The sequence below is a fragment of the Exiguobacterium sp. s189 genome, from assembly GCF_018617615.1.
Classification (GTDB): Bacteria; Bacillota; Bacilli; order Exiguobacteriales; family Exiguobacteriaceae; genus Exiguobacterium; species Exiguobacterium aestuarii_A.
In genome coordinates this window covers 199,107-212,503 of the sequence record NZ_JACSKM010000003.1, presented here as the reverse complement: position 1 = coordinate 212,503, position 13,397 = coordinate 199,107, and the positions used below count along the sequence as shown (strand labels likewise).

14 protein-coding genes and 1 riboswitch are annotated in these 13,397 nt (G+C 47.2%); all 14 genes read right to left on the bottom strand.

Annotation, left to right across the window (positions count from 1 at the left end; all coding sequences use genetic code 11):
* Positions 1-395: 395 nt before the first annotated feature.
* Positions 396-818: a DUF6678 family protein gene (locus tag KNO99_RS05780; RefSeq protein WP_251130967.1), complete on the bottom strand. Its 423-nt coding sequence runs from the start codon at positions 816-818 to the stop codon at positions 396-398.
* The gene (locus tag KNO99_RS05775; protein WP_214746219.1) at positions 815-1,249 is read right to left on the bottom strand and encodes a hypothetical protein; all 435 of its coding nucleotides are present in this window, start codon (positions 1,247-1,249) and stop codon (positions 815-817) included. The genes KNO99_RS05780 and KNO99_RS05775 overlap by 4 nt, the downstream gene beginning before the upstream one ends.
* A gap of 83 nt (positions 1,250-1,332) precedes the next feature.
* Positions 1,333-1,713, bottom strand: coding sequence for a YciI family protein (locus tag KNO99_RS05770; protein WP_214746216.1), 381 nt, complete (start codon positions 1,711-1,713; stop codon positions 1,333-1,335).
* 2 nt (positions 1,714-1,715) lie between these two features.
* On the bottom strand, positions 1,716-2,984 hold the full coding sequence (locus tag KNO99_RS05765; RefSeq protein ID WP_214746214.1) for an RNA polymerase sigma factor: 1,269 nt from the start codon (positions 2,982-2,984) through the stop codon (positions 1,716-1,718).
* Positions 2,985-3,189: 205 nt separating this feature from the next.
* The gene (sufB, locus tag KNO99_RS05760; RefSeq protein ID WP_047795116.1) at positions 3,190-4,587 is read right to left on the bottom strand and encodes a Fe-S cluster assembly protein SufB; all 1,398 of its coding nucleotides are present in this window, start codon (positions 4,585-4,587) and stop codon (positions 3,190-3,192) included.
* Between the two features lie 19 nt (positions 4,588-4,606).
* Positions 4,607-5,041 carry a Fe-S cluster assembly sulfur transfer protein SufU gene (sufU, locus tag KNO99_RS05755; RefSeq protein WP_026825487.1) on the bottom strand — a complete coding sequence of 145 codons (435 nt, stop codon included), beginning with the start codon at positions 5,039-5,041 and terminating at the stop codon, positions 4,607-4,609.
* Entirely contained in the window at positions 5,031-6,251 is a 1,221-nt protein-coding gene (locus KNO99_RS05750) for a cysteine desulfurase (protein ID WP_214746211.1), read from the bottom strand. Before KNO99_RS05750 ends, sufU begins: the two co-directional genes overlap by 11 nt.
* Position 6,252: 1 nt before the next feature.
* Positions 6,253-7,521: a Fe-S cluster assembly protein SufD gene (gene sufD / locus KNO99_RS05745; protein WP_214746208.1), complete on the bottom strand. Its 1,269-nt coding sequence runs from the start codon at positions 7,519-7,521 to the stop codon at positions 6,253-6,255.
* Positions 7,522-7,533: 12 nt separating this feature from the next.
* Positions 7,534-8,295, bottom strand: a complete 762-nt coding sequence (gene sufC / locus KNO99_RS05740; RefSeq protein WP_143180266.1) for a Fe-S cluster assembly ATPase SufC — start codon at positions 8,293-8,295, stop codon at positions 7,534-7,536.
* A 178-nt stretch (positions 8,296-8,473) separates the two neighbouring features.
* On the bottom strand, positions 8,474-9,688 hold the full coding sequence (locus tag KNO99_RS05735) for an MDR family MFS transporter (RefSeq protein WP_214746205.1): 1,215 nt from the start codon (positions 9,686-9,688) through the stop codon (positions 8,474-8,476).
* Between the two features lie 100 nt (positions 9,689-9,788).
* Complete coding sequence (locus tag KNO99_RS05730) at positions 9,789-10,622, bottom strand: MetQ/NlpA family ABC transporter substrate-binding protein (protein ID WP_214746202.1); 834 nt, start codon at positions 10,620-10,622, stop codon at positions 9,789-9,791.
* Between the two features lie 30 nt (positions 10,623-10,652).
* Positions 10,653-11,315 (bottom strand): methionine ABC transporter permease, encoded by a 663-nt coding sequence (locus KNO99_RS05725; protein ID WP_012726857.1) that lies wholly within the window; start codon positions 11,313-11,315, stop codon positions 10,653-10,655.
* Positions 11,305-12,333 carry a methionine ABC transporter ATP-binding protein gene (locus tag KNO99_RS05720; protein ID WP_214693486.1) on the bottom strand — a complete coding sequence of 343 codons (1,029 nt, stop codon included), beginning with the start codon at positions 12,331-12,333 and terminating at the stop codon, positions 11,305-11,307. The genes KNO99_RS05725 and KNO99_RS05720 overlap by 11 nt, the downstream gene beginning before the upstream one ends.
* Positions 12,334-12,410: 77 nt before the next feature.
* Positions 12,411-12,517, bottom strand: a riboswitch (SAM riboswitch).
* 449 nt (positions 12,518-12,966) lie between these two features.
* On the bottom strand, positions 12,967-13,224 hold the full coding sequence (locus tag KNO99_RS05715; protein WP_214746199.1) for a thioredoxin family protein: 258 nt from the start codon (positions 13,222-13,224) through the stop codon (positions 12,967-12,969).
* Positions 13,225-13,397: the final 173 nt, after the last annotated feature.

Genomic DNA, 13,397 nt, shown 5'->3' with positions numbered 1-13,397 from the left:
TTTTATAAGCTAAACTTAGTCAGAGGCTTTTCACTGTTTTGAAGTAATTAAGATCTTACTTCAAAGATTTTTAAAAATATAAAATACGGACAATTTTCAATATACTCCATAATGAGACAAATGAATATGTTGCCACAATACTCCAGTACAATTTGGGATTACTGAGCTTTTCAAAGTAATAAACACTTAAAAATGTAATAAAAACAGAAAATACTGGAGCCCAAAAAAGAGCTGAAAGAAACAATAGAGTAAAATTTTTAGTTGGAATGGATAAAATTAACTCATCAATTAAAATCCACCAAAAAATAAACGAAAGAAATATAAATAAAAATTTTTTCAATATAACCTCCATAAGCAACGATATTCGTTATGACTACTTTTATTTATTAAATATCCTACTTCGATTCAAAGATTCCTGTATTCCGAACATAACCAAAAATTTGAATCGTCTCACTTTCCAGAATGAACGGAATTTTTTTTCTCTCTAAAATTGAAATGAGTTCGGTGGACATATCACAAACATCTGGGTCAAGAATCACTCCCTTATAGAGCAGTACGCTTGGTCGCAAACGAATCCATTCGATGGAGCGTAAACGGGATTCCAGCCAAATCTCATCCCACTCTCCCCACGATATTTCATACTCGGATAACGAGTCACTTGGAAATAACGTATCCTCCCCTAAGTATTTCATTTGATACGACGGCGCATGCGTCAACGCTTCAGAGACAGCTCGATTGAGACGTTGCCATTTTGTCTCGTTCATTACCGATGTCAATTGGTGTCTCTCTATATATTGCAGTTCTTCTCGTCGGTTCATGCTGTTGAACCTTCTATCATAAGCTCTAATTTTTCAATTGTTCGTAATACTTCTTTACGATTCTGCTTGCGTTTCATCCAAGCGGGTAATCGACTTTCGAGACTACGGTTCGTTCCCTCGCTCGTCCGAATCTTTGCCTCGATATAATATTTAATATAGTTGAGGTGTTCACGGTTGTAAGCCCATAACACATGACCACAACAACCTGTTTGTAAAAATAGCGGCAAACCAAAATGAACATCGATTGGTTCTCCGACGTACTTCGTACCGCTCTCCTTCATTTGCAAATGACCGCAATGAAGACAACTGAGGCGCACCTCATCATTCTTCTCCCACACATCAGCCTGTCCCCCACATCTCGGGCAAATGACAAGCATGGGATTCATGAATGAATAAATCTCTCGGCTCTCTACTAAAAATCGATGGGTCACGTTATCGCCTCCTTATTTCATTATACAAAATATTCTCGACAACAAAACGGAACGCTATCGCGTCCCGTCTGAATCTTACTGTGTCACGTTTCTTTACGGTCATAGATGTAATGAATCGGTCGAACTTCTAGTCGCCAACCCAGCTCTTCTACTCCTTCCACTTGAGTCGTCGGATGCAGGGATGCGATGCGGACTGCATCCTCGAGATCATCGGCTTCGATCAAGAATGTACTCCCAATCACTTCTTTCGTTTCAGTGAACGGTCCATCCGTCACCGTAATCTGATTTGATTGACGCTTTAACACTTTCATACGTGTATCAAGTCCTAAGTCCAATAACACTCGGTCACTCGCATAAAGGTCTTTCATGAATGATTCACATTGACTCATGATTTCCTCCATTTCCTGTTCTGATTTTTCATCCATTTTTTCAGCATTGAAATAGCCAATTCCTAAAAATAACATGATTATCTCTCCTTTCCATTCAATTGATTTGCTTGAGCCTGTCGAGTGAGAAATACTCGTTCCCTCTCATTTTCCGTTAGCGTAGACGCATGTTGAAAAGCTCGAGAGGCTTCATCATATCGCTCGAGTCGATGTAACAAATTTCCTTTGACGCTATAAAGTAAATGATAGTGTCGGAGTCGCTCTGTTTGTTCGATTTGACGTATCTGTTCCAATGCGACATCTGGACCATGAACCATTGAGATTGCCACCGTTCGATTCAGCGCAACCACAAGTGAACCGGTCAGTTCGTATAAGCCATCATATAACTTTATAATGGTTTTCCAGTCGGTGCGCTCATAGTGTGTCGCTTGGGCATGCTGCGCGGCAATCAATGCCTGATACATGATGAATCCCGGTGTTTTCGCGAACTGCATAGCTCGTGATAAGTGAGATAACCCTTGATCAATCAACTTTCGATCCCACTCAGAACGATCTTGATGTTCTAACAACACCATTTCACCTTCTCGATTAAATCGTGTTGATAAGCGAGAGGCTTGAAAACACATTAATGCGTTCAAGCTTTCGACTTCAGCATGTCCTGGGCGCCATACTGATAATTCTCTCCCTAGACGCATGGACTCATGACAAAGATCATGACGAATAAGCTGATATCCACTTGAATTTAAATAGCCTTCGTTGAACATAAGGTAGATGATTTGAAGGACACTGCTCAGATGTTGATCGTCATTTTCCGGATCAGGTAAATGAAAAGGGATCGACAGTCGCTGAATTTTCTTCTTTGCCCGTACAATCCGTTGTGAAATTGTCACCTCACTTGTCAAATAGGCACTAGCAATGTCATGTGTCGTCAATCCACAAACGTATTTCAACGTTAGGGCGATTTGTGATTCTTTTGAAAGCGATGGGTGGCATGCCATAAACATTAGACGGAGCATATCATTTCCAACGTCAGCATCTTGTTCGATTTGGCTAGCGAAATTTTGTTTAACAAGGTACTCGGTTTTAAGGACTTCATATTTTTGATTGAAGTTTTTCGTTCTTCTTAGATTATCGATTGCTCTGTACGTTGCGACTTTCATTAACCATGATGACGGATAAGTGGGAACGCCTTGTTTCGTCCAATGTGAAAAAGCTGTCTCAAATACATCTTGTGTCAAGTCTTCTGCTGTTTCGATGTGGTGTACGTATCGCATGCACGTAGCAAATACTTTACTATAATGCTCATTCCAAATCGTATCAAATTGGTCTATGCTTCGTTCATCAATCACCATACCGCCTCCCTTCGAACAAGCCCCTTATATATGTAACGAATGAATCGACCGTATTTCGACAGAACGCATGATTTTTATAAAACTTTTTATAACTCTATTCCCTTTCGACCCGATCTAACCTCTTGCCCGCGAACGTAAATAAAAAAGCGTGATTGATGTATGAAACATCAATCACGCTTTACGTTATTCGGACGGTTAATCCTTATCCAATCGAACCTTCCATCTCGAACTTGATGAGACGGTTCATTTCGACCGCATATTCCATTGGCAATTCTTTTGTGAATGGCTCGATGAAGCCCATCACGATCATTTCTGTCGCTTCTTCTTCCGAGATTCCACGGCTCATGAGGTAGAAGAGTTGCTCTTCTGACACTTTTGAGACTTTCGCTTCGTGCTCGAGCGACACTTGGTCGTTCAAGATTTCGTTGTACGGGATTGTATCTGACGTTGACTCGTTGTCCATGATGAGCGTGTCACACTCGATGTTCGAGCGCGCGCCCTTCGCCTTACGGCCGAAGTGGACGATTCCACGGTACGATACTTTTCCGCCTTGTTTCGAAATCGATTTCGAGACGATTGAAGACGACGTGTTCGGTGCGAGGTGAATCATTTTCGCTCCAGCGTCTTGGTGCTGTCCTTTACCAGCGAGGGCGATCGAGAGTGTCATCCCACGTGCGCCTTCCCCTTTCAAGATGACAGCCGGGTATTTCATCGTGAGCTTCGATCCAATGTTTCCATCGATCCACTCCATCGATCCACCCGCTTCACAGACTGCACGTTTCGTTACCAAGTTGTAGACGTTGTTCGCCCAGTTCTGGATTGTCGTGTAACGGCAGTATGCATCTTTGTTGACGAAGATCTCAACGACCGCTGAGTGAAGCGAGTTCGTTGTGTAAACCGGCGCCGTACATCCTTCGACGTAATGAACCGATGCGCCTTCGTCGACGATGATGAGCGTACGCTCGAACTGACCCATGTTTTCCGAGTTGATGCGGAAATAAGCTTGAAGCGGTTGCTCGAGTTTCACACCTTTTGGTACGTAGATGAACGAGCCACCCGACCAAACAGCTGAGTTGAGGGCCGCGAACTTGTTGTCCGTCGGCGGAATCAACTTCCCGAAGTACTCTTTGAAGATTTCTTCGTCTTCTTTGAGTGCAGTGTCTGTATCTTTGAAGATGACACCTTTGGCTTCGAAGTCTTCTTGCATGCTGTGGTAGACAACCTCAGACTCATACTGAGCCGAGACACCTGCCAAGTATTTTTGCTCTGCTTCTGGGATACCGAGCTTGTCAAACGTACGTTTGATTTCTTCTGGTACCTCATCCCATGAGCGTTCTGTCTTTTCAGATGGTTTGACATAGTAAGTGATTTCGTCGAAATCAAGTGCCGAGAGGTCTCCGCCCCATGTCGGCATCGCCATCTTGTTGAAGTGATCCAACGACTTCAAACGGAAGTCGAGCATCCATTGTGGCTCTTCTTTCATGCGTGAGATCGTCTCTACGATTTCTGTCGTCAAGCCGCGGCCTGAACGGAAAATCGAAACGTCCCGATCATGGAAGCCGTATTTATAATCGCCAATTTCCGGCATGTTCTTTGCCATATCGGTCTCCTCCTTCTCCTTACGCGTCCTCGTCTACTCCTTTTTCAAGCGCCTTCCACGCGAGCGTGGCACACTTGATTCGAGCCGGGAATTTCGATACGCCTGAGAGCGCCTCGATATCACCGAGGTCAAACGTATCCGTGTCGTACTCTTTGCCTTGAACCATTTCAGAGAAGATGTTGGCGAGTTGAAGCGCCTCTTCTACTGTTTTTCCTTTGACGATTTGGGTCATCATCGATGCTGAGGCGAGACTGATCGAGCAGCCTTCTCCTTCGAACTTCGCATCTTTGACGATGTCGTCTTCGACTTGTAGTTGAAGTCGAAGCGAGTCCCCGCACGTCGGGTTGTTCAAGTCCACCGTCACGCCATCTTCGATGACGCCACGGTTTCTTGGGTTTTTATAGTGATCCATGATGACCTGGCGGTACAACATGTCGAGATTATTAAAACTCATAATTGAAATACTCCTTCGTTTGACGTAATCCCTCGATGAAACGGTCGACCTCTTCTTTTGTGTTGTACAAATAGAAGCTCGCCCGCGCCGTCGATGATTGCTTCAAAAGACGCATGAGTGGTTGTGCACAGTGGTGACCGGCACGAACCGCGATGCCTTGCATATCGAGAACGGTCGCGAGGTCATGCGCATGCACGTCTTTCAAGTTAAACGTGACGAGACCGACGCGATCTTCAGGACCATAAATCTCGATTCCTTCAATCGTTTTCATCTGCTCGATCGCGTAAGACGCGAGTTCACGTTCGTGTGCTTCGATGTTCTCAAGCCCGATTTCTTCTAAGAAATCGATGGCTGCCGCAAGTCCGACCGCCCCAGCAATAATCGGTGTTCCCGCTTCGAAGCGGTACGGGATGTCTTTCCACGTCGATTCATATAAATCGACATAGTCAATCATCTCGCCACCGAACTCGACCGGCTCCATATTTTTGAGAAGTTGCTTCTTCCCATATAAGACACCGATCCCAGTCGGTCCGAGCATCTTATGCCCAGAAAAGGCAAGGAAGTCACAGTCGAGTGACTGAACGTCCAGTTTACGATGCGGTGCACTTTGTGCGGCATCAACGACCATGACGGCGCCTTTCTCATGCGCGAGTCGAGCGACTTCGGCAATCGGGTTGATTGTACCGAGCACGTTTGAGACGTGGCTCATCGCGACGATTTTCGTCCGATCCGATAAGACAGCTTGAACGGCATCCAATGTGACACGTCCGTCCGGCGTGAGTTCGACGTAACGAAGCGTCGCGCCTTTCCGCTTGGCGAGTTGTTGCCACGGAATCAAGTTCGCATGGTGTTCCATCGGAGTGAGGACGATCTCGTCGCCTTCACCGACATTCGCATCTCCGTAGCTCGACGCGACCAAGTTGATGGCCGTCGTCGTCCCACGTGTGAAAATGATTTCTTCAGGAACCGCCGCATGGATGAACGAGCGGACGCGTTCGCGTGCTCCTTCATACGCATCCGTTGCTTGCGTCCCGAGCGTATGGACGCCACGATGCACGTTCGAATGGTTGCGACGATAATAGTCCTCGATCGCCTCGATGACAGCGAGCGGCTTTTGTGAGCTCGCCGCGCTATCAAGATAAACGAGCGGGTGTCCATTGATTTCCTGATCTAAAATCGGAAACTGTTCACGAATCGAGGCGTTCAACATCTTAACGTACTTTCCCTTCGATGACTTCGCGGAGACGGTCTTTGACCGAATCGATTGCAAGTTCTTCGACGACAGGCGTCAAGAATCCGTGGATGATTAAACGCTCTGCCTCTTGGCGAGACAATCCACGGCTCATCAAGTAGTACAATTGAACATCATCGACACGGCCGACCGATGCCGCGTGACCTGCCATAACATCATCTTCATCGATGAGAAGAATCGGGTTGGCATCTCCACGTGCTTTTTCAGAGAGCATCAAGACGCGCTCTGTTTGAACACCGTTCGATTTTGACGCACCGTGGTGAATCATCGATGTACCGCTGAAGATCGCAGTAGCTGCGTCTTTTTGGACACCGTGAATCAAGATGAACCCTTCAGATGCTTTTCCGAAGTGGTCGGTACGGATGTTGAAGTTTTGTTTTTGTGCACCGCGACCGATTGTCACAGCTTTTGTATCCGAATACGTGTTGTCTCCGACGAGGTGAGTCTTCGTCTCGACGACCGAGTTCCCGTCATTCATGTGACCGAGCGCCCAATCAAGACGACCGTTCGCATAGACGACACCGCGACGGTTCATGAACGTAAGGGCTGATTCAGCGAGCTGATCGACACCACCGAAGACGACTTTCGCGTTCTCTCCAGCGAATACTTCCGTCACGACGTTGACCGTGTGCGGTTCGTTCGTACCAGAAAGGAAGTTTTCGATGTATGTCACTTCACTGCCTTCGTCAGCGACGAGAATCGTGTGGTGATAGAGGGCACCGTTCGCCTGTTCCATCGTGAAGATCGCTTGAAGCGGATCTTTCAATTGTTTGTTTTTCGGTACGTAGATGAACGCCCCACCGTTTGTGAGGGCAGCGTTCAACGCCGAAAGACGTTCTTCATCGACACGTACACCTTCCGTCATGAAGTATTTCTCAACGAGCTCAGGATGTTGCTCCATCGCTTCTTTGATTCCCATGAATAAGACGCCTTCCGGCATCGACAATTCGTTATAGACGACATGACCGTTGCGTTCAACGAGCACGTTTGTCCGGTGGTCTCCGAGAAGTGATTCGATGTCAGCTGTCAAACCGTCTTTCGGTTCGAGATTGACATCACCCGCTGCGAAGTCCCACTTATCAATCTTAATCTTTTCAACTTTTGGCAAAGCAAGTGTCGGCGCAAGTTCTGCTGCCTCTTTACGACGGTTGACCATCCATGCTGGTCCGCCGAGCGCTTCTGCACGTGCCGACAACGCTTGTGCATCCAATTCAAATTGTACGGTCATCGTACAGCCTCCTTACGCTTCTGTGTCTACTGTCATTCCGAGTTCTTGCTTCACCCAGTCGTAACCTTCTGCTTCGAGTCGCTGTGCGAGCTCTTTGCCACCAGACATGACGATTTTACCGTCCATCATGATGTGTACGAAGTCTGGCTCAATATAGTTGAGGAGACGTTGGTAGTGCGTGATGATCAGGCAACCGAACTCTTCTGAACGCATTTCGTTGACGCCTTTAGCAACGACTTTAAGTGCATCGATATCAAGACCTGAGTCGATTTCATCCAAGATAGCGATGTTCGGTTGAATCATCATCATTTGAAGAATTTCGTTACGCTTCTTCTCACCACCTGAGAATCCTTCGTTTAAGTAACGGTGTGCCATTTCTGAAGGGATTTCGAGAAGTTCCATCTTCGCATCGAGTTCACGGATGAACTTCATGAGTGAGATTTCTTGACCTTCTTCACGACGTGAGTTGATTGCTGAACGCAAGAAGTCCGCGTTTGTAACACCACTGATTTCAGCCGGGTACTGCATCGCAAGGAACATTCCTGCTTGTGCGCGCTCGTCGACTTCCATCTCGAGGACATCTTCGCCGTTTAATTCGACGCTTCCCCCAGTGACCTCATAAAGTGGATGACCCATGAGTGCTGATGCGAGTGTTGATTTACCTGTCCCGTTCGGACCCATGATGGCATGAATTTCGCCACCTTTAATTTCTAGGTTAAGACCTTTGACAATCTCTTTTCCTTCGATTGAGACGCGGAGGTCATCAATTTTCATTTGTGGTACGTTAGACATTCGGATACCCCTTCCGTATTTTCTCGCCATAGTGAATGGCGTAGATTAGATATATTCTAATCTTAGACTAGTCATTTTTTTATTTCAAGCGACTCACCTTAGAATTCATTCTCAATAAAATGATAAAAGTTGAGAATGCTAATAGTAGGAAATCAAGACATTATCCGGCATTCTCTTCGACGAGCGCGAGGACGGCTTTCCGCTCTCGTACTGCGGCAGCAAAGAAGAAGGCACCACATCCCGTTAAGAGCGCCAAACTCCCAAACACCGGAAGCGATGATTGGCCAAACGTATCGAGTAAAACGCCTCCGATAATCGGCCCAATCGTCTGACCGAGTGACGTCAACCCCATCGCCCCAAAATAAGTTCCCCGCAAATGTTCTGGCGCCAGTTCGTCCGTCAACACGTCCGTCATCGTGAACATCAAAACCTCGCCGACCGTGAAAATGGCCATTGCCACAAAGAGTACCCATTCAACTGTCGCAAACCCAATCAATAAAAGACCGAACGACAACGTCGAAATGCCGAAGAAGAGTGACTTGATCGGCGAGACACGAATCCCGAAACGCATAATTGGATACTGGACGATGAGCACCGTGATTGCGTTCGTCGTCAATAAGTAAGCGAACAATCTCGAACCGTCTTCTAACCCGTCGCTTAATGCGATGAATTGAGGAAGCGTCGAATTGAACTGACTGTAACCGATAATCGCGAAAATCATCCCGATGATGACCGCACGGAATGTCCGGTCGTCTCGTAGGACGCGAAACGTCTCCGTCAAGCGTGGCCGTGCCTTGACCCCGTCTCCTTCTTCAAACGGATACTTATAAAACAGGATCGAGATGATGATTCCATACAATATATACACTGCCGTCACGACAAAGAATGCGGTCTTTACACCGGTGAGTGATAGGACGACCGCCAAGAGTGGCCCGATGGCCGCGGCGATATTGATCATGAAGTAACGGACGTTATAGACGATGACCCGTTGGTCTGCCTGCGTCGTGTCACTGATGAGTGCCCGCGAAGCCGGTTCTAAGAAAGATCGCGACATGCCCATCAACATCGATAACATATAAAACCAAAACAACTCGGTCGCGAGCGCGAGACCAGCGAACGTGACGGCATTGAGCACGATTCCGATCAGCATGAGCTGTTTTCGCCCATATCGGTCAGAGAGTGTCCCCCCGAAGAAGCTCATGAACAGACCCGAAAGTGCCGTCACGGCAAAGATCGTTCCAATTACACTCGCCGAAAAGCCGAGCGTGGCCAGATAGATCGCAAAAAATGGCATGACGAAAAACGTCGCCAGTCGTGCAAAAAACGTCCCGAACAGGACGCCCCACGTCAGTGGATGAATCTGTCTGAGCTTCATCCAAATCCCCCCTTTTCTTTCATATATGTAGTGTACTTCTCTTTATGAAAGAACACTAGACAAAAAAAGACCCAGGGGATGACCCCTGAGTCGAGACTGCTTATTGTTGTACCGGCACGACCGCACCTTTGTATTCGTCTAAGATCCACTGTTGTGTCTCTTCAGAAGTCAATACTTCGAGGAGTGCTTTGACGCGCTCATCTTCTTCGTCTCCTTCACGTGTGACGATCAAGTTGACGTATGGTGAGTCTTCGCCTTCAAGTGCGATGGCATCTTCAAGTGGGTTGAGACCTGCATCGATAGCGTAGTTCGTGTTGATGAGGACCGCATCGCCTTCTCCGTTGTTGTAAGCTGTCGGAAGAAGTGCTGCTTCAACGTCCGTCTTGAATTTCAAGTCTTTCGGGTTGTCGACGATGTCAGAGACTGTCGCATCGACTGTCTTGCCTTCAGCAAGTGTGATGAGACCTTCTGATTGGAGCATCGTGAGAATTCGGCCGTGGTCAGCAACCGATGAACTCATGATGATTTCTGCGCCTTCAGGAAGTTCGTCGAGCGATTTGTAGTCTTGTGAGTAGACACCGATTGGCTCAATGTGAACGCCACCCGCAGATGCGAATTTATAGTCTTTGTTTTCAGCCATTTGTGATTTGAGGTATGGCTCATGTTGGAAGTAGTTCGCATCAAGCTCACCACTTGCGAGCGTCTTGTTCGGAAGCACATAGTCTTGGAACTTTTTAATTTCGAGTTTGTAGCCTTTTGCTTCATATTCTTCTTGTACGTGCTCTAAAATCTCAGCGTGCGGTACGTTCGACGCACCGACAACCAATGTTTTTTCATCGCCAGAACCTGTTTCTGCCTCTTCCCCGCCGCAAGCTGCGAGAACCGTGAATGCTGATAAAGCTGTCAATCCGAGTACTGTTTTCCAAGTTTTCATTATGAATCCCTCCAAATGGTGTATGTGTAATTAAGCTGAACGTTTATCAATTTTTGTGACGAGTCGGTCACCGATGAACTGGATGACGAACACGATGATCAAGATGAGCACCGTCGCCACGAACGTGACGTCGTTTTGTGAGCGTTGGAACCCTTCCAAGAAGGCCAAGTTCCCGAGTCCGCCGCCTCCGACGACACCGGCCATCGCCGTATAACCGACGATTGCCACAATGGTCACCGTGAGTCCTGAAACGATTGCCGGAAGAGCTTCCGGAATCAACACTTTATAAATGATTTGCCATTTCGTCGCGCCCATCGATTCCGCTGCCTCGATGACACCGCGGTCGACTTCACGAAGGGCAAGTTCGACCATACGGGCGTAGAACGGTGCAGCTCCGATGATGAGTGCCGGAAGCGCCGCCGTCGAACCGAGCATGGTACCGAGCAGGAACAACGTGAATGGGATGAGTAAGATGATTAAGATGATGAACGGGATCGAACGGAACACGTTGACGATCGCGCTGACGAAGACGTAAATTGGACGATTCTTCAATAATAGCGATTCGTTTGTAATATAAAGAATCAAACCTAAAGCGAGTCCGATCACAAACGTCGCGACACCTGCGACGAGCGTCATGTATAACGTCTCCCATGTCTGTTCCATCATGATTTGCCAGTCTACGTTAGGAAACATCGCTTTCCACCTCCACTTCTACTGATTGCGAACGAATCGACGCGATGGCGCGTTCGATTTCTCGTGCTTCCCCAATCAATTGGATGAATAGCGTGCCGAGCGCACCGACTTGTGACTGAGTCACGTTACCGCCGATGATGTTGAATCCGATGTCGTGCGTCTTAAGGACGTCAGATAAAATCGGCTGTTCTGCCGTTTCGTTCAAGAATTTCAATTTGACGATTTGCCCACTCGGATAGCGTGCTTTCAAATGTTCGAACGTGAGCGACAGATCGTCGACCGCCCCGATTTGCTTGACGAATTCTTTTGTGATCGGCTGCTCCGGATGTTGGAACACGTCAGAGACTTGACCTGTCTCAACGACTTTCCCTGCCTCCATCACGGCGACGCGATGACAAATCTTTTGGATGACGTGCATCTCATGCGTGATGAGGACGATTGTCAATCCGAGTTTCTTATTGATGCTGACGAGCAGTTCAAGAATCGAATCCGTCGTCTTCGGGTCGAGCGCGCTTGTCGCTTCGTCACAGAGGAGCACCTCTGGATTTGTAGCGAGCGCGCGGGCAATCCCGACTCGCTGTTTTTGACCGCCCGATAATTGTGACGGATAGCTGTCTTCGCGACCTGATAGTCCGACGAGCTCGACGAGTTCTTGAACCCGACGCTTCCGCTCACTTGCCGGAACCCCGATCAATTCGAGTGGGAAGCTGATGTTTTCTGCGACCGTGCGCGACCACAGAAGGTTAAAGTGCTGGAAGACCATCGAGACGTTTTTGCGAACCCCTCGTAATTCTTTCGGGCTGAGCTTCGTGAGCTCACTCCCGGCGACCTCGATTTCACCGCTAGACGGTGATTCGAGGCGGTTGAGCAATCGGATGAGCGTCGACTTCCCCGCCCCCGAATATCCGATTATTCCAAAAATTTCACCGCGATCAATCGTTAGTGATACATCATCGACCGCCTGGACACGACCATTCTTCGTATCGAACCATTTGGCGACGTTTCGTAATTGAATCAATACATTCCCCTCCTGACAACAAAAAAAGCGCGCACGTTTGAGCAAACGTGCGCACTTTATCGTACGGACAACGATTGCTCTCATCTCTCAAGGTTTCTCACCTTGCTGGAATTAGCACCATTTCGGATTGCTCCGCGGTTGCTGGGCGTCATAGGGCCAGTCCCTCAGCCTCTCTTGATAAGAGTGTTGTGTATTCGATTAGCTTTATCATAGCGACAGCTTTTTCTGCTGTCAAATCATTTTTCAAAAAAATCAAAAAAAGGTGCCGTCCGAGGACGACACAGAACGTAGCACCTTGAGTCACGGAAGGACAGCCCATAGATGAAAATCTTTTGCCCGTTCAAGATTTACATCCTTATATGGGGGAAATTCACCAATCATCACTCGATCTTGACTTGGACCGTGCGATTATACGGAACGTCTTTCTTCGCTTGATTTTTTTGGGGGACAATCGAAGGGAAGACTAACGTGTATTCGTATAAAGGTAGCAGCGGCTTCACCAAAACGTCTTGATGTCGGGAATATCGCGTCCTATTTTGTGTTCAAGTAAGATGTTGTAATGAATATACCATTCGTGAACTTTCTGTGTCAACTGATTATTTAAAATTTTCAGATTATTCTAATGTTCCTCTCTCACTTCACGAAAGAGAGGACGTGTTGCACGTTTTGAAAGGCATAAAGACGATCCCGAACCTCGCCATTTTCAAGCTTTAAGAGTGCTGGGACACTCATCACCTGATAAGCTTCAAGCTCTTTTGGGATATAGTTCGCATCGCGCTTTTCAATCCGAATTTCAGGGTCGACCGCCTCGACGACCGTCAACATTTTCTCCGCGACAGCGCATGTACCACACATTGGCGCGTATATATATAAGAATCCGTCTGTAATCATTTTTCTCACCTCTCCTGTCATTATAATGGTCGTTCGAGTTCCATTCAAAAATCGTGCTTTCGTGAAATTTCAGAATTTTTCAATGATTCTCTTGACTCTTTTGTCGGATAGGAATAATATGGGTTCTAACTTTATCGCTTTTGTACATAACAGCAAAGAAGAAGGACAGGTGA